Raw genomic sequence first — 17,202 nt, 5'->3', positions numbered from 1 at the left:
TTAGCCTTCCCATAGTTTTTCTTTCCCTTCCCCTAGTTTTTCTTTCCCTTCCCATAGTTTTTCTTTGCCTTCCTCTCTCCCACTCTTCCTCTCTTAGTCTCTTTGACTCTTTGTCTCTTTGTCTCTTTGTCTCTTTGTCTCTTTGTCTCCCCAAAAGCCCCCATGTGCGGTGCATCAGCGCCGCAACAAAGCCCTTCCCTTTAGGGAGGGGTTGGGGTAGGCTCCGTCTCTTAGTCTCTTAGTCTCTTTGTCTCTTTGACTCTTTGTCTCTTTGTCTCTTTGACTCTTTGTCTCTTTGACTCTTAGTCTCTTTGACCCTTAGTTCCCATGTAGGGTTCAGTGCAGGGTTTGTGTAGGATTTTTGGTTCAAACCCTACACAGTGCAACGCACGGAGAATCAGCGAGATACGAAGAGAATGTAGGGTTTTGTGTAGGGTTTGCAGGATTTTTGTTCCCAATTGATATACGCAATAGTTCGTTGAAATTTGGCTGATCACGCAGCGTCCGAGACACCTTCATACAAGAGTTATTTGAAATCGTTGGTATGTAATCGCCTGTGTGGGCATCTCTGCCCTCGTTCTGCCCGTCCTCTTCCGCCAACCCATCCTTTCAACGAAGCAAAAACGACAAAAGATGCTTGTTTTTCACGAAAGAGTGGGAAAATTACTATCTTTGCGAGGCGAAGAACAAGGCGGTGCGTCATAATAGCCAATCTGCTGCGTTGCTATCGGATTCGGGCTTGGTCATGTACTTCAGTACACTCCCTGCACCCTCATCCTCAGTGCCTTGCATCATAGCCATTCTGACGCACCTTTGAGGGTGTATCCAATGTGCATTATGACACACCGCCACACAAACTTACACAAGACCCAACAACCCCTTGGAGTTCGGGGCTCCTTCACCCCCTTGAAACCGCAGCGAAGCGGTACTTTCTCCTCTAAAACATCATGAGTCCACATCATCACAGCGAAATCAATCGCCACGAAATCAAAGAACACATCATCGACGTCGCCACAAAGGCGTTTCACAGCCAAGGCGTGAAAAACGTCACCATGGACGACATCGCACACGCGCTGACCATGTCGAAGCGTACGCTCTACCAAATCTTCGCCGACAAAGAAGAATTGATTCTTGCCTGCATGCAGAAGCATCGAAACCAAATGAAACGCATGCTCAGCGAAACTTTTGAAGAGAACAACAACGTCTTGGAGATTCTCCTGAAAACGTTTGAAATCAGACTCAGATTCCTGCAAACCATCGAACCAAGTTTCTTTGAAGAAATCGGGAAATATCCCAAAGTCATGCAGGAAATTGACAGAAACACTCGCTCGGAAGAGGCGGAAGCGCTGGAGTTCATGCAAAAAGGCGTGGAGCAAGGCTACTTCCTCGTCGGACTGAACTATCGCATCATCTACAGCCAGTTCTGCAACCAACTGAAAAACTGGCAGGCGAACGAAACGCTGAAACACTACTCCCTGGCGGAAATCTTCGCCAACACGATTCTCATCTACTTCCGAGGATGCGCCACCGTCAAGGGCGTCACCTTGATTGACCACTTCCTCCAAAACCTCAAAGAACATATGCAAACCGAGGCGCAACGCTGATTCCTCACACGCGCTTCCAATCTGTTTGTGCAGATGACATTTCAAACACGTCACATCCGCACAAATCTTGAATCATCTCTCGCAACCAACTCCTTCTTCACCATGAAAAACCGTCTTTCCCATTTGCTCGCGCTTCTCGTCTGTCTCAGCGTTCTGACAACAGCCTCAGCACAGACCTTCGTCCGCGGCGCACTCTATCATCTCCTCCCACTCAACCAGAAAGGCAACGCCCTCGAAATCGACGCGGCGGGAAAACTCATCGTCGCACCCCTCCACGAAGACAGAGCGGGGCAGCACTTCAACCTGTCGGAACTCTCCGGCTCGTGGCGCATGATTTGTCCGTTCTCCAACCTCGGCGTCCGCGCCTCCGCCACGGGACTTGAAGCGGGAGAAAACAACGGCTCCGACGAAGCACAACTTTGGAAAATGGTGGAACAGGAGGGCGGGCTCTGGCTCGTGCCAACCAACCGACCCGACATGGTCGCCGCAGTCTCCGGCGGCAAGGCGACGCTGATTCCGAAAACGCAGGCAGCAGGCAACAAGGCGTGTCTTTTTGAAATAAAAAAAGCGGCGAAGTCCGGCTTCGACGTGGCACTCACCTATCGCATCCACCCCTTCTCCACGCCGGAACTGGTCATTGGAAACGGCGACTCGGGCGAGAACAACGCTCGCATCGTGACGGAAAAAGCAGACGCGACGAACCGCGGACAATATTGGACCGTGAAAATGCCGAACCTGAATCAGCGCGTGGTGGAAGGAGCGTTCTATCCGCAAAACTTTGACGATGGCGGCGACAACGCTTCCATCACCTGGCTGCTGCAATGGCAAGGACAAGAAGGCGTCTGGAACAACGCACGCTTCGAGTTCGTCCCCGTCGAAAACGATGCCTTCGTCATCCGCTCGGCGAATCCAAAGAAGGCAGACAAAATGTATGCCGTCCGCAACGGCGAACTGAAAGCCGTGGATCTGGATCTCAAAGACCGCAGCGCATGGTTCACCTTCGAGCAGGTTGAGAAACCTAAAATCAAATCGCCCATCTGGGAAGACGAAACGATTTTCCAGCAAAACAAGGAAAACGGAGTAGCCACCTATCTCCCCTACGCTTCCGAAAGTCAGATGCGCGCAGACAAAAACTATTACGCCACTCCCTGGCTCACCCCCAAAAGCAGCCGCTTCCTGTCACTGAACGGCACGTGGAAATTCCACTTCGTCAGCGAACCTTCACAGCGCCCCCTCGACTTCTTCCAACCCGGCTTCGACGCCTCCGCCTGGGACACGATTCCCGTGCCTTCCAACTGGGAAATGCAGGGCTACGACCGACCCATCTACGCCAACGTGGAATATCCGCACTCCAACACGCCGCCCTTCATCAAGGCAAGACCGGGCTTCAACGACGGAGGAAAGAACTACGGCATCAACCCGGTCGGCTCCTATCTCCAAAGTTTCAGTGTGCCCGATGCTTGGGACGGCGAGCGCGTCTTCCTTCACTTCGACGGCATCTACTCCGCCGCCCTGGTCTGGGTGAATGGAAAATATGTGGGCTACACACAAGGCGCAAACAACGTCTCCGAATTTGACGTCACCGCCCATCTCGTCAAGGGCGAGAACACACTCGCCGTGCAGGTCTTCCGCTGGAGCGACGGCTCCTACCTGGAATGCCAGGATATGTTCCGCATGAGCGGTATCTTCCGAGACGTCTATCTCTTCGCCACACCGAAAGTGGCAGTGCGTGACCACCATGTCACCACCACGCTTGCCGACGACGCCGAAACCGCAACCGTGCAAGTGAAACTGGAACTGGACAACCGCGACCGCATGAGCGCAAAGAAGCAAGTGACGCTCCGACTCTACGACCCGCAAGGAAAGGTCGCCGCCGTCACCCAAGCGCAACTTTCACTTGCACCCAACGACACGCTGCTCAGCAAGACGTTCACCCTCACCGTGAACAACCCGAAACTCTGGAGCGCAGAGCATCCGAACCTCTATTCCCTCGACATTGTTCAACAAGCGCAGGACGGTGCCGACGAAATGGCGTTCAACACCAAAGTCGGCATCCGCACCGTGGAGGTGAAAGGCTCGCAACTCTATGTCAACGGTAAGAAAGTCCTGCTCAAAGGCGTGAACCGCCACGACACCTCCCCGCTCCACGGACGCGCCGTCACCACAGAAGAGATGCTGCGCGACGTGAACCTCATGAAACAAAACAACATCAACACCGTCCGCACGTCACACTATCCGAACCACAGCCGCCTCTATGCAATGTATGACTTCTACGGACTCTACGTCTGCGACGAAGCCGACCTCGAAGACCATGCCAACCAAGGAATCAGCGACCGCGCTTCCTGGATTCCCGCCTTCCGCGACCGAATCACCCGCATGGTGACACGAGACCGAAACCATCCTTCCGTGGTCATGTGGAGCCTTGGAAACGAGGCAGGCAACGGCGAGAACTTCCGAGCCTGCTACGACGAAGCCAAACGACTCGACAGCCGCCCCGTACACTACGAAGGCACTCGCGGCGGGAACAGTTACGGCGGCGGACGCTTCTCTGACTTCTATTCTAAAATGTACCCCGGCATGGCGTGGATGAACCAGAACACTTCCGGACTCGACAAACCGATGTTCCTCTGTGAATATGCACACGCCATGGGCAACGCCATTGGTAACCTCCACGAATATTGGGACGTCATCGAACACTCCGACGCCACCATCGGCGGCTGCATCTGGGACTGGGTGGACCAGGCAATCTACGAACCGCGCGAACTCAAAAAGGGCATCAAAAAACTCCGCACGGGCTACGACTTCCCCGGACCGCACCAAGGAAACTTCTGCTCCAACGGCGTGATTCCCGCCACCCGCGAGGAAAGCCCGAAACTCAAGGAAGTGAAGGCTGCCTATCAGTACGTGAAACTGCGTCTTGACAACATGAACACTGCCACCGGCATTGCTACCGTCAGTCTCGACAACCAATATGCCTTCCGCAACCTCAACGAGTTTAGTCTTCGCTACGAACTTCTGAGCGACGGGCACGTGAACAAAGCAAAAACTGTGAAACTCGCCGACACAAAACCCGGTGCCACATGCACACTGTCACTGAAACTGCCGAAAGTGAAAGCCGCCGACGGCAGCAAGGAACGCCTGCTGACGCTCCGACTCCTGGAAAACAACGCAAGCCCCTACGCCACAAAAGGACATGAAGTGGCACTCGCTCAGTTCACTCTGACCGAACAGCAGCCTCTGCCAATGCTCTGCGCCGACGCTTCGGCACCTGACTTCGTGCAAACTTCGGCACTGCACGAAACACGCATCACAAACCCACACCTCGCGCTGACCTTTGACAACGAAACCGCCCGCCTCACCGGACTTGCGCTCGACGGTCATCAAATCATTGCCGACGGCTTGGGCTTTGAATATGCCAACCACCGCTGGATTGAGAACGACCGCTTCGGCAACACCGCAAACGGGCTGGAAGCAAAGGGCAAGATTCGAGTGACGGAGGAGTACGGACTAACCATTGTCAAGACGAGTCGCAAGGGAAGTCTCTGCGACACGGAGATTGACTACGTGCTCTATCCCCAAGGCATCGTGGATGTCGAAGCACGTTTCGTTCCTCACTCCGGCAACCTGCGCCGCGCCGGCTTGGTTTGCATGGTGGACAGCAGTCTCTCGCGCGCCGACTACTATGCCCTCGGTCCCTGGGAAAACACCTGCGACAGAAAAGACGGAGTCGTGGCAGGTCGCTATGCCTCCCGCATCGCCGACTTCTGCGAACCCTACGTCAAACCGCAATCCACCGGCACACGCGAAGAACTCCGCGAACTCGTCCTCAGCAACGGAAAAGGCTTCGGCGTGAAGATTCAAACCGAAGGAAAGGTATCCTTCTCTGCCCTGCCCTACACCGACGAGGACCTCATGAACGCCTTCCACCAGTGGGAACTCACACCGCGCCCCTACACCGTGCTCCATCTTGACGCGTGGATGCGCGGCGTCGGAAACGCTTCTTGCGGACAAGACGTCGATACGCTGCCGACCTACAGAGTGCCGGAAAAACCGCTCACCTACAAACTCCGCATCTCGAAACAGTGAGTCACGCTCGCGAGGTTCATACACATTATTATATATATTAGGAGTGTTCTATAAATTACGGAATAAGGAACGTTCAAAAGAAAGTGCTTACGTTTTGGTCGCTTTTTGTTTCTTAGCGCGCCCTTTTGTAAGTTTCGTCAGTCACATAGCCCGCTATGCTCCTTCCTCAACTCACAAAAAATCATCTCTAAGAAATCAAAAATCAACTCAACCTAATTTTTAGAACACCCCATAAGGAATAAAGAACGCCCACTTAACCCTTCACCATGTCCAGCGAAAAAGATTCCAAAATGTTCTTCTCCATCAAGGAGGTGGCAGACATGTTCAACGTGAACGAAACCCTGCTCCGCTATTGGGAACGCGAGTTCCCCCAAATCTCTCCCAAAAAAGGAGGACGCGGCGTGCGCTTCTACAGCAAAGATGACATTGAACAAATCCGCACCATCTACGACCTTGTGAAAGGAAGAGGCTTGAAACTCGCCGCGGCGCGCGAACTCTTGAAAAAAAACAAAGAGGGCACGCAACAAACACTCGAAGTCGTCAAACGACTCAAGGAAATCCGTGAAGAACTGGTCACGATGAAAAAAGCCGTGGAAGGAATGTAAAAGCCACATCACACGCTCTCACCAAGCGCTTCCTCCAACCGAAACCAAAACAATGGCAAAAAACAAAACCGTGTTCGTCTGTCAGGAGTGTGGACAAGACTCGCCCAAATGGGTCGGGAAATGTCCCGCCTGCGGCAGATGGAACACCATGAAAGAACTTCACCTCGCCCCCGAAACCACGACGCCCCGAGCAAAAACCTTGGCTGACGGGGCGTTGGGTGTCTCCGACCGAAGCAGCAGACCCGTGCCTCTTTCGCAAATCGAAGCGACCCACGAAGCACGCATCCTCACGGCGGACCCGGAACTGAACAGAGTCCTGGGCGGAGGCATCGTCCCGGGCTCCATGGTGCTCATCGGCGGCGAACCGGGCATCGGTAAGTCCACCCTGCTGCTCCAAACCATTCTCCAACTGCAAAACATCAGCGTGCTCTATGTCAGCGGGGAGGAAAGCGAACAACAAATCAAACTGCGCGCCGACCGACTCGGCACGAACCAAGAACACGTCCTGCTGCTCTGCGAAACGCAACTCGAGAAACTCTTCGCCCAACTGAAGGATGTGCGACCGCAACTCCTCGTCGTGGATTCAATTCAAACCATGAGCGTCGAACACGTGGAGAGTTCGCCCGGCTCCATCAGCCAAATCCGCGAATGTGCCGCCGCGCTCCTGAAATATGCCAAAGAAAGCGGCGTCCCAGTTTTCATCGTGGGACACATCACCAAGGAGGGCTCCATCGCCGGTCCCAAAGTGTTGGAACACACGGTTGATACGGTGCTGCAGTTTGAAGGCGACCGCCACTTCATCTACCGCATCCTCCGAAGCATCAAAAACCGCTTCGGCTCAACTTCCGAGTTGGGAATCTATGAGATGCGACAGAATGGACTGCGCCCCGTGGCAAACGCCTCGGAGTTCCTGCTGACGCAGACGAAGGAAGAACTGAGTGGCGTTGCCGTTTCGGCTGCCATCGAAGGAGTCAGACCTTTCCTCATCGAAACGCAGGCGCTGGTTTCCACTGCCGCCTACGGCACACCGCAGCGCTCTGCCACAGGCTTCGACATAAGACGACTGAACATGCTCCTCGCCGTGCTCGAGAAACGCGTCGGCTTCAAACTCGCACAGAAGGACGTCTTCCTCAACATCGCCGGCGGCATCCGCGTCACAGACCCTGCCATCGACCTCTCCGTCATTGCCTCCGTGCTTTCGAGCAATGTCGATACGCCCATCGACCGACTGACCTGCATGGCAGGCGAGGTTGGACTCAGCGGCGAGATTCGCCCCGTCTCGCGCATTGCACAACGCATCGCGGAAGCGGAGAAACTCGGATTTCAACGAATGCTGATTCCCGAAGCGAACAAAGGAAACCTCGAAGCCTCCGCCACCCGCTCCATCGAAGTCGTTCCCGTTGCCCGCGTGGAACACGCGTTGAGAGAACTCTTCGGCTAAAAGCCAACCGCACCAATAAAAAACTGAAACCTGAAGGGGTGTTCTAAAAATTAGGTTGAGCACTTTCTTTTGAACATTCCTTATCCCGTAATTTATAGAACACCCCGTAACTCGCGGCAAAGCCGCATGAATCTTGAAACGAGAAATATCCCTCCGCGTCACTCCTGACATCGCCTACCGCGAAGATAGCCTCATCCGCCGCATTGCGCAGGAATGGGGCATAGACGCCCGAACCATACAAGCCCTGCGCATTCGACGCCGCAGCATCGATGCGCGCCAACGAACCGTCTTCGTCAATCTCGGCGTGGACGTCTATATCAACGAACCCGCGCCGGCGCTGGACTTCACTCCCGTGGACTATCCCGACGTCTCCCACGCTCCCGCCGTCATTGTCGTCGGTGCCGGACCCGGCGGACTCTTCGCCGCCCTGCGTCTGATTGAACTGGGCTGCCGCCCCATCGTTTTGGAGCGAGGCAAAGACGTTCACGAACGGCGCAAGGACATCGCCCGCATCTCCCGCGAACACCGCGTCGATGCGGAGAGCAACTACTCCTTCGGCGAAGGCGGCGCAGGTGCCTACTCCGACGGGAAACTCTACACCCGCTCAAAAAAACGCGGCAACGTCGAAAAGATTCTGCGCGTTTTCTGTCAGTTCGGTGCTTCTACCGACATTCTCGCCGACGCTCATCCGCACATCGGCACAGACCGTCTGCCGAGAATCATAGAGTCTATGCGCAACCAAATCCGCGCTTCCGGCGGAGAGGTGCATTTTCAGACAAAAGTGGTCTCGCTGACGCTGCGCGGCGACAGAGTCCAAGGCGTCGTCTGTGAGAACGGAAAAGAATTTGAAGGTCCGGTCATACTCGCCACGGGACACTCCGCGCGAGACGTCTATCGACACCTCCACAACGCCGGCGTGGAAATCGAAGCCAAACCCCTTGCCATCGGCGTGCGCTTGGAACACCCCGCGCAGATGATTGACCAGATTCAGTATCACAGTCGGCAGGGAAGAGGGAAATATCTTCCCGCGGCAGAGTACAGTTTCGTCACGCAAAGTTTCGGTCGCGGCGTCTATAGTTTCTGCATGTGCCCCGGCGGCATCGTGGTGCCCGCCGCGAGCGGTCCGGAGCAGATTGTGGTGAACGGGATGAGCCCCAGTCTCCGCAACTCGAAATGGAGCAACTCGGGCATGGTTGTCGAGACGCGCACGGAAGACCTTGACGGAGAACTGAAGCCTTTTGTCGAGGAGATGAAAGGCGACACGGACTTCACCGCACTCCACTCGGAAGAGTTCGCCGCAAACCACCCGCTCTGCATGATGACTCTGCAGGAAGCACTTGAAAAACGATGCTGGATTCAGGGAAATCGAACGCAACGCGCTCCCTCGCAGCGAATGACGGACTTCGTGAACCGAAGACTGAGTTACGATCTACCGACTACAAGTTACTCGCCCGGCACGGTTTCTTCCCCACTCCACTTCTGGCTCCCCGCCTTCTTTGACCGCCGTCTGCGAGACGGTTTCCTTCAGTTCGGGCGCCGCAGCCACGGCTTCCTGACCTCGGAAGCAGCGATGATTGCCATTGAAACACGCACTTCCGCTCCTGTGCGAATCCTCCGCGACCCGCTCTCGCTTCACCACGTTCGTCTCGCCGGACTCTATCCCTGCGGCGAGGGTGCAGGTTACGCCGGCGGAATCGTCAGCGCTGCCATCGACGGCGAGCGATGTGCGGAACAGTGCGCCCTGCAAATGGCGAACGGATGAAACAGACGCATTTTGAGACTATTTAATAATATGGTGTTATGAACCAAACTCACTTTGACTTGCTGGCTCAAACGGCGGCACGTGTGCACGCCGAGACGAATCACCACTACGGCGGCTACCTGCCCTACGAGTTTCACCTTCGCCTCACCGCCTCCTTCGCTTCTCGCTACATGTACTGCCTCGAAGTGGACGAAGCGACGGAAGAAACAATTTTAGCCGCCGCCCTCTTTCACGATGCCATCGAAGATGCACGCCTTACCTACAACGACTTGAAGAAATTGCTGACCCGTCTGCGCGACGAACACAACCTTCTGCTCGACGCAACTGCCGCCGCCGAAATCGTCTATGCCCTCACCAACGACAAAGGCCGCACCCGAGCCGAGCGCGCCGGAGCAGCATACTATGCCGGCATTCGGCAGACTCCGTGGGCACCGTACGTCAAAATGTGCGACCGCCTCGCCAACATGACCTTTTCCACGCTCTGGCATCCCGTGCAACGCATGGCTCACGTCTATGCCGAGGAAATGCCCCACTTTTTGAAAGCAATCGGCGAAGTGCCGCAACCAATGATTGACGAAGCCCTCCGCCTCTGCCACCTCGCGGTGTGAAGATGCCAAAAAACTTGTCAAAGAGAAGTCGCTTTCCCTTATTTTCGTCACTACTTTCAAACAAAAGGACTAAAAGTTTGGACTCGCAGCATGACATACAGAAAAAAATTGTAGTTTTGCGGAGAGATAAAGAACATGCTCTCACACAAAGCGGAAACTTTTAAACCCAAAATAAATCTAACTAATCATGAAACCTACTCTTTTCCTCCTTGCTGCCGGTATGGGCAGTCGTTACGGCGGTTTGAAACAACTTGACAAACTCGGTCCTCACGGCGAAACCATCATGGACTACTCCATCTATGACGCCATCAACGCCGGCTTTGGCAAACTCGTCTTCGTCATCCGCAAAGACTTTGAAGAAGACTTCCGCAACATCGTCCTCTCAAAATATGAAGGACACATCCCCTGCGAACTCGTTTTCCAAGCGCTCGATGCACTGCCCGAAGGTTTCACCTGCCCCGCTGAACGCACCAAACCCTGGGGAACCAACCACGCAGTCATGATGGGTAAGGACGTCATCAAAGAGCCGTTTGCCGTGCTCAACTGCGATGACTTCTATGACAGAGACGCTTTCCAAGTGATGGGCAAGTGGCTCTCCGAACTTCCCGAAGGTTCCACCGGAAAATATGCCATGGTCGGCTTCCGCGTTGGAAACACGCTGAGCGAAAGTGGAACCGTCAGCCGCGGCGTCTGCGAAAACGATGAGAACCATCACCTCACTTCCGTGGTGGAACGCACCAAGATTCAGCGCTTCGACGGCGTCGTGAAATATCTTGACGATGATGACAACTGGGTGGCTATCCCCGACACCACCCCCGTTTCCATGAACTTCTGGGGCTTCACTCCTGACTATTTCGCACACAGCGAGGAATATTTCAAAACTTTCCTCTCTGACCCGAAGAACATGGAAAACCTCAAGAGCGAGTTCTTCATTCCGCTCATGGTGGACAAACTCATCAAGGACGGTACTGCCACCTGCGAAGTGCTTGACACTACCTCCAAATGGTTTGGCGTCACCTATCCCGAGGATCGTCCCGAAGTCGTTGCTAAGTTCCAGAAACTCGCTGACGACGGTGTTTATCCCGAAAAAATGTTCTGAAACGAACCATCCACATTTTCTAAAAAAACTGCACCCGCGAAATGAGGGTGCAGTTTTTTTGTAAGCATCCGAACACCGCGGAAACGTTGGCTGACGGAATTGTCCCACGCTACAAAAAAGAGGCATGGATTGAAGATGTGATGACACCACTTCAATCCATGCCCTTCGCTTAGGTGTGCAGACTGCTCACTCCACCATGCCGTCGGCGCCACAGTAGGGGCAAGCCACTCTGCCGGTTTCGCCACATCCGATGCAAGGAGAATAGAAAATGCCGTAGCCGTTATTGTTTTGACTATTTAAGCAGTTCTTCAATATATGGCTCACGCCTCAAAGACTTGTTGGATTTCGAGGACATACAGTTTGTGAAGGCTTCCGCCAGGCTGGTCATTGTACCAACGAGCGAGCACGTCTTTGTCCAAGAAGTTTTGCTCGGTGAAGTCGGAGCCGAAGAGTTTTCGTCCGACCACTGTGAGACGTGCTTCACGGAAGGTGATGCCTCCCTCGGGGAGGAACTCGGGCGTCAAGCCGGATTCCTTCACTTTGTCGTGGTCACGTCCGGAGGCAGAGCCACAGAAGGAAAGCATTTTTCGCATGGCGGGGTCGTGACCATAGAAGGACAAAGTGACAGGGTCGTTCTGTTCAATGAGAGGGAAGGTGAAACGCTCCGGACGGACAAAAATGAATGCCACGGGCTTGTTCCAGAGCCAACCGAAACCGCCCCAAGAGGCTGTCATCATGTTGAAGTTCTCCGGCGTACCAGCCGTGATGAGCATCCATTCTTTGCCAACCGTTTCAAACAGATTCTCCTTCGCCAAACGTTCAATGGTTGTCTGTTTCATGATTTTGTCAGAAAATCTTGTTTCAGCACATGATGTTTGCCAGTTCAACCACTTTGTTCACAGCGTCATTAAGTCCGTTGACGTCCTTACCGCCTGCTGTGGCGAAGTGAGGTGCACCACCGCCGCCACCCTTGATGAGTTTGGCTGCTTCACGAACGAGTTGTCCGGCGTTGAGTTGTTTGGTTTCAATGAGATTCTTGCTTATCATGACCGTGAGAAGCGGTTTGCCTTCATGGCTCGTGCCCAACACACAAAGGGTGTTTTCAGGCAGAATGCCGGAAATTTGGAAAGCCAAATCCTTGGCAGCCTCGGGAGAGATGCCAACGGGAAGAACAGCCTTGACAAGGCGGACTCCATTTCCGCACTCACGTGCTGAGGAAACAAGGCGGTCGCGAAGTGCGTTCACTTGTTCTTTCACGTAGCCTTCCACTTGTTTTTTCAGTCCATCGTTCTCCTCAATGGTCTTTCTGATGACGGCTGTGAGGTCTTTGGCGTTGTTGAAGAAGGATTTGAGGTTGTTGAGCAGATCCTCTTGTGCATAGACGCTCTCTTCTGCCACCTGTCCTGTGATGGCTTCGATGCGACGCACACCGGCAGCCACGCTGCTTTCAGAAAGAATGCGGAAAAGACCGATGCGTCCGGTGGACTTGACGTGACAACCGCCACAGAACTCAACGCTCTTGTCAAACTGCACGACTCTGACACGGTCGCCGTATTTTTCTCCGAAGAGGGCGATGGCACCGAGTTTCTTGGCTTCCTCCATGGGCACATCGCGGTGGTCAGTCAGAGGAATGTCTTCGCGGATGCGACGATTGACGAGGCGTTCCACCTTGCGCAGTTCTTCGGGCGACACCTTCTGGAAGTGGGAAAAGTCAAAGCGGAGATAGTCTGCGGTGACGAGCGAACCTTTCTGCTCAACGTGCGTTCCGAGCACCTCTCTCAAGGCTTGGTCCAAGAGGTGGGTGGCAGTGTGGTTTGCCTCGCTGCCTCGGCGTGCTTTCAAATCCACCTCGGCGCGGAAGGCTGCCTCGGGATGAGCGGGCAGTTTCTTGGTGAGATGGATGGGGAGGTTGTTCTCGCGCTTTGTGTCAAAGATTTCAATGGTTTCTTCTGCGCTGACGAGACGTCCGCAGTCTCCGACCTGTCCACCCATTTCTGCGTAGAACGGAGTGGTGTCGAGCACAAGTTCAAAAAAGGTTTGTTTCTTCTGCTGCACGCGACGGTAGCGCAGGATGTGACAGTCAAATTCGGTGTAGTCCCAACCTTTGAACTCGGTGTCGCCTTCACGAAGCACCACCCAGTCGTCAGTTTCAACGGCAGCCGCGTTGCGAGCCCGTTCCTTCTGTTTCTGCATCTCTGCGTCAAAACCTTTCTCGTCCACGGTCAATCCGTTTTCTTGGCAGATGAGTTGAGTGAGGTCAAGCGGGAAACCGTAGGTATCAAAGAGGGTGAAGACTTTCTCGCCATCCACGACAGTCTTCCCGGCAGCCTTGGTTTCCGCCATGACTCCTTCAAGGAGACTGATGCCGGTGGAGAGGGTGCGGAGGAAGCTCTCTTCTTCTTCCTGCATGACTCTTCCGATGAGCACCTGCTGTGCTTTGAGTTCGGGATAGGCGTCACCCATTTCTTCCACAAGAGTGGGAACGAGTTTGCAGAGGAAGGCTTCGCGCTGTCCGAGGAAAGTGTAGGCGTAGCGAACGGCACGGCGAAGGATGCGACGAATGACGTAGCCCGCCTTGGCGTTGGAGGGCAACTGACCGTCGGCAATGGAGAAGGAGATGGCGCGAAGGTGGTCAGCGATGACACGCATGGCGACGTCGGTGCGTTCGTCCTTGCCATATTCAAAACCGGAGAGTTCACCGATGCGCTTCAAAATGGGTTGGAATACGTCGGTGTCATAGTTCGAAGTCTTTCCCTGGATGGCTCTCACGAGTCTCTCGAAGCCCATGCCGGTGTCAATGACGTTCATGGAGAGGGGTTCGAGACTGCCGTTGGCTTTGCGGTTGAACTGCATGAAGACAATGTTCCAAATCTCAATGACTTGCGGATTGTCTTTGTTGACGAGCGAAGCACCGGGCACTTTGGCTTTTTCTTCGGCGCTGCGGCTGTCAAGATGTATTTCGGAGCAGGGACCGCAGGGACCGGTGTCGCCCATTTCCCAGAAGTTGTCGTGTTTGTTTCCATTGATAATGTGGTCTGCAGGGAGGTGCTTCAGCCAAAACTTGGCAGCCTCATCATCTCTTGCGAGACCTTCCTCGTCTGAGCCTTCGAAAACGGTGGCATAGAGGTCGGCAGGATTGAGTTTCAACACATCTACGAGATATTCCCACGCCATGTCGATTGCGCCTTCCTTGAAGTAGTCTCCAAAACTCCAGTTTCCGAGCATTTCAAACATAGTGTGATGATAGGTGTCATGTCCGACTTCTTCGAGGTCGTTGTGTTTTCCGCTGACGCGCAGACATTTCTGACTGTCGGCACGGCGTCTCGGTTCCGGGTCGCGAGTTCCGAGGATTATATCTTTCCACTGATTCATTCCGGCATTGGTGAACATCAGTGTCGGGTCATCTTTAATCACCATGGGGGCAGAGGGCACCACAGCGTGTCCCTTCTTAGCAAAAAAGTCCTTGAAGGATTCTCTGATTTCGTTTGCTGTCATTTTTATAACGTGTTGTAATATTTCGTTTTTCGCGCGCAAAATTACAAAAATCAAGGCACTGAAGCGTAAAACTGCACAAGCTTTTCTGCCGCAAGACGGAAATAGGTAATAAAGGCACGTCGTTTTCCGCAGTTTTTCACTATCATTGCAATGCATTAGGCACCTAAGCGCTGTTCTATGAATTACGGAATAAAGAGAGTTCAAATATTAACTCATTCTAATTTATAGCATTCCCCTCACACTCTCATTTCCTCTGTCATGCCTCTCCACTCCATTCCTTCTTCCCCACTCCAACTCAAGTTGTTGCTCGTCGCACTCTTGTGCGGCGTGTTCTCTGGGTTACGAGCGCAGATGAAGCAAGAGGCGGAATTGAATTGGGAGGATTTCTTGAGTGAATACTGTCCGGCGGATGAAGAGGGGCTGGATGTGCAGCAACTGGAGTGGCTGGAGAGCCTGGCACAAAGTCCGCTGCAAATCAACCGCGCCTCGCGGGAGAATCTGCTGCAACTGCCTTTTCTCAGCACGGCGCAGGTGGATTCGCTGCTTGCCTATCGCGAACGAAAGAAGGGGTTTCTCAGTCCCGGCGACTGGATGATGGTGTCAGGCATGGACTTCACCACCCGACGTTTCCTCTCTCTCTTTGTCAGTTGCGACTCCGCGTGGACACCCGTTGTCGCCGAACCGCACAGTTCAACTCGACGGAACATCTGGAAAAGCGGAACGCACGCTCTGGAAACTCGCTTCAACGTGCCGTTCTATCGCCGCGCCGGCTATGAAACGCCCTCGTCGCCCTCCCGCTCAAACTACTATGTCGGAGACCCATGGGCACACTGGCTGCGCTATCGTTTCACGAGCGGTTCTCAATGCAGCTATGGTCTCATTCTGCAAAAGGATGCGGGAGAACCGGTGGCGAAGGAGGGCTTCTATCCCTATGATTATCTTTCCGCCCACTTTCTCTTCCGACCGGAGGGCAAACGCTGGGCGTTTGTGGTGGGAGACTATGAACTCTACTTGAACCGCGGCTTGCTCTTTGGCAAGACACTCTATGGCGGTCCCGAACGCTTTGGTTCTTCCCTCCGCGATGACGACCGTTTCTTTCGTCCTCACACCTCTGCCGACGAGAGTCGCTTTTTCCGCGGTGCCGCAGCCACCTTCTCCGGGCGTTATTGGGTGGGTGGCGTCTTTGGTTCCTATCGCCAGGCGGACGCACGCATTGAAGAAGGCGAAATTCTCACCTTCTACACGAACGGACTGCACCGAACGCTCAACGAGATTGATCACCGCCAACAAGCGGACGTCTGGGCGGGTGGCGGATTCCTGCGTTGGAAGAGCAAACATCTCTCGCTGACACTGGCGAACAGTGTGACACATTTCTCGCAGATGGTCAATCCGACGCTTCGTTTTTATAATAACTACGTCTTTCGCGGGCAGACCGCCGTCACATCGTCGCTCGGCTACTTTTTAAACTATGGGAAATGGACCGCACAGGGAGAGGGCGCATTTGACAACGGCATGCACTTTGCCACGGAGCATCTTGTTTCCTTCCGCGCCGGACCCAGACTGACAGCCTACGCTCAAGCGCGCTTTCTGACGCCGGAGTTCGTGAGTCTCTACGGCGAGGTGCAGACGCGCAACACACGTCCCCGCAACGAAGGCGGCGTCATTCTGGGTTGCAACCTCTCCCCTTTCAACCAATGGCAGATTTCTGCCTGGCTGGACTTCTATCGCTTCCCACAACCGACCTATACCGCCTGCCAACCCGGTGCCAAAGGGCTGGACTTCCAAGTGCAGTCACTGCTTTCGCTGAAAAGAAACCTGACGTGGGAAGTGCGCTACAAAGGACGCCTCCGTCAGCGCACCGTGACCAACGAACAAATATTGGAATATCGCCAGACGCACCGACTACGAAATGCTTTCCGCTGGAATGGTAGGACGCTGTCTGTGACCGGACAGTTTGACGCCACACTTGCCACACGCCAAACGGGAGGAACGAACCACGGCTGGATGTGCTCAACGCGAGTGGCATGGAACGCCACCAAACACTGGCAGTTAAAGGGATTCCTTTCTTATTTCTCGGCGACGGACTACGAGGCTTCGCTCTATGCCTATGAACCCAACTGGCAGGGCGCCGCCACTTCAACCGCTTTCTTTGACCGCGGCATCCACGCCGTCGCCATGGCGGAGTGCAAGGTGGGTACGCGTCTCTTTCTCGGCGCACGCTTCTCTTCCACACGCTACCTCAACCGTTCCACCCAATCCTCTGGCACCGAAGAGATTCGCTCACCGTGGAAGAACGACCTCTCCCTCCAACTTCGCTACGTGCTGAAACCGAAGAAGTGAAAGCACACCACTCAAGGCTTTCGTTCGTGGGCTGCGCAGCAAAAGTGAATGTTTAGCCGAAATTTCGTAATTTTGCGGCATCAACAAAACAGAAAAGAATATGAACCAGCCCGTCTCTCAAGAAAGATACGTCAACTTCTACACTGATTTTGCCTTCAAGAA

Annotated in this window: 11 protein-coding genes; 8 read left to right on the top strand and 3 right to left on the bottom strand. The window is 54.2% G+C overall.

What is annotated here, in order from left to right; all coding sequences use genetic code 11:
- Positions 1-947: 947 nt before the first annotated feature.
- From I6E40_RS09090 to I6E40_RS09060, 7 genes are all read left to right on the top strand, one after another.
- Positions 948-1,604, top strand: coding sequence for a TetR/AcrR family transcriptional regulator (locus I6E40_RS09090; RefSeq protein ID WP_235386727.1), 657 nt, complete (start codon positions 948-950; stop codon positions 1,602-1,604).
- 102 nt (positions 1,605-1,706) lie between these two features.
- Positions 1,707-5,690, top strand: coding sequence for a glycoside hydrolase family 2 TIM barrel-domain containing protein (locus I6E40_RS09085; RefSeq protein WP_235386726.1), 3,984 nt, complete (start codon positions 1,707-1,709; stop codon positions 5,688-5,690).
- A gap of 266 nt (positions 5,691-5,956) precedes the next feature.
- Positions 5,957-6,295, top strand: coding sequence for a MerR family transcriptional regulator (locus I6E40_RS09080; protein WP_235386725.1), 339 nt, complete (start codon positions 5,957-5,959; stop codon positions 6,293-6,295).
- A 52-nt stretch (positions 6,296-6,347) separates the two neighbouring features.
- Positions 6,348-7,736, top strand: a complete 1,389-nt coding sequence (gene radA, locus I6E40_RS09075) for a DNA repair protein RadA (protein ID WP_235386724.1) — start codon at positions 6,348-6,350, stop codon at positions 7,734-7,736.
- Positions 7,737-7,869: 133 nt separating this feature from the next.
- Positions 7,870-9,498, top strand: a complete 1,629-nt coding sequence (locus I6E40_RS09070) for an NAD(P)/FAD-dependent oxidoreductase (protein WP_235386723.1) — start codon at positions 7,870-7,872, stop codon at positions 9,496-9,498.
- A 38-nt stretch (positions 9,499-9,536) separates the two neighbouring features.
- Positions 9,537-10,106: a phosphodiesterase gene (locus I6E40_RS09065; protein ID WP_235386722.1), complete on the top strand. Its 570-nt coding sequence runs from the start codon at positions 9,537-9,539 to the stop codon at positions 10,104-10,106.
- A 187-nt stretch (positions 10,107-10,293) separates the two neighbouring features.
- Positions 10,294-11,205 carry a nucleotidyltransferase gene (locus tag I6E40_RS09060; protein ID WP_235386721.1) on the top strand — a complete coding sequence of 304 codons (912 nt, stop codon included), beginning with the start codon at positions 10,294-10,296 and terminating at the stop codon, positions 11,203-11,205.
- 186 nt (positions 11,206-11,391) lie between these two features.
- On the opposite strand, the gene I6E40_RS09055 is transcribed toward I6E40_RS09060, so the two are convergent.
- Genes I6E40_RS09055 through alaS form a run of 3 tightly spaced genes read right to left on the bottom strand, consistent with a single transcriptional unit; the run spans position 11,392 to position 14,700 of the window.
- Positions 11,392-11,529 (bottom strand): hypothetical protein, encoded by a 138-nt coding sequence (locus I6E40_RS09055; RefSeq protein ID WP_235386720.1) that lies wholly within the window; start codon positions 11,527-11,529, stop codon positions 11,392-11,394.
- Positions 11,526-12,044: a flavin reductase gene (locus tag I6E40_RS09050; RefSeq protein ID WP_235386719.1), complete on the bottom strand. Its 519-nt coding sequence runs from the start codon at positions 12,042-12,044 to the stop codon at positions 11,526-11,528. The genes I6E40_RS09055 and I6E40_RS09050 overlap by 4 nt, the downstream gene beginning before the upstream one ends.
- A gap of 22 nt (positions 12,045-12,066) precedes the next feature.
- Positions 12,067-14,700: an alanine--tRNA ligase gene (gene alaS / locus I6E40_RS09045; protein ID WP_235386718.1), complete on the bottom strand. Its 2,634-nt coding sequence runs from the start codon at positions 14,698-14,700 to the stop codon at positions 12,067-12,069.
- Between the two features lie 258 nt (positions 14,701-14,958).
- Between alaS and I6E40_RS09040 the strand changes: the two genes are divergently transcribed.
- On the top strand, positions 14,959-17,040 hold the full coding sequence (locus tag I6E40_RS09040; protein ID WP_235386717.1) for a helix-hairpin-helix domain-containing protein: 2,082 nt from the start codon (positions 14,959-14,961) through the stop codon (positions 17,038-17,040).
- Positions 17,041-17,202: the final 162 nt, after the last annotated feature.

Origin of the sequence: Prevotellamassilia timonensis (genome assembly GCF_021531665.1) — a bacterium.
Classification (GTDB): domain Bacteria; phylum Bacteroidota; class Bacteroidia; order Bacteroidales; family Bacteroidaceae; genus Alloprevotella.
Note: the sequence above shows the minus strand (reverse complement) of the source record. Positions and strands in the feature narration are given on the sequence as shown.

Excerpts from the sequence above, each read along its gene's own strand:
- I6E40_RS09090 (WP_235386727.1), top strand. The coding sequence starts at position 948 with ATGAGTCCACATCATCACAGCGAAATCAATCGCCACGAAATCAAAGAA.
- I6E40_RS09050 (WP_235386719.1), bottom strand. The coding sequence starts at position 12,044 with ATGAAACAGACAACCATTGAACGTTTGGCGAAGGAGAATCTGTTTGAA.
- I6E40_RS09080 (WP_235386725.1), top strand. The coding sequence starts at position 5,957 with ATGTCCAGCGAAAAAGATTCCAAAATGTTCTTCTCCATCAAGGAGGTG.
- I6E40_RS09065 (WP_235386722.1), top strand. The coding sequence starts at position 9,537 with ATGAACCAAACTCACTTTGACTTGCTGGCTCAAACGGCGGCACGTGTG.
- alaS (WP_235386718.1), bottom strand. The coding sequence starts at position 14,700 with ATGACAGCAAACGAAATCAGAGAATCCTTCAAGGACTTTTTTGCTAAG.
- I6E40_RS09040 (WP_235386717.1), top strand. The coding sequence starts at position 14,959 with ATGCCTCTCCACTCCATTCCTTCTTCCCCACTCCAACTCAAGTTGTTG.
- radA (WP_235386724.1), top strand. The coding sequence starts at position 6,348 with ATGGCAAAAAACAAAACCGTGTTCGTCTGTCAGGAGTGTGGACAAGAC.
- I6E40_RS09085 (WP_235386726.1), top strand. The coding sequence starts at position 1,707 with ATGAAAAACCGTCTTTCCCATTTGCTCGCGCTTCTCGTCTGTCTCAGC.
- I6E40_RS09060 (WP_235386721.1), top strand. The coding sequence starts at position 10,294 with ATGAAACCTACTCTTTTCCTCCTTGCTGCCGGTATGGGCAGTCGTTAC.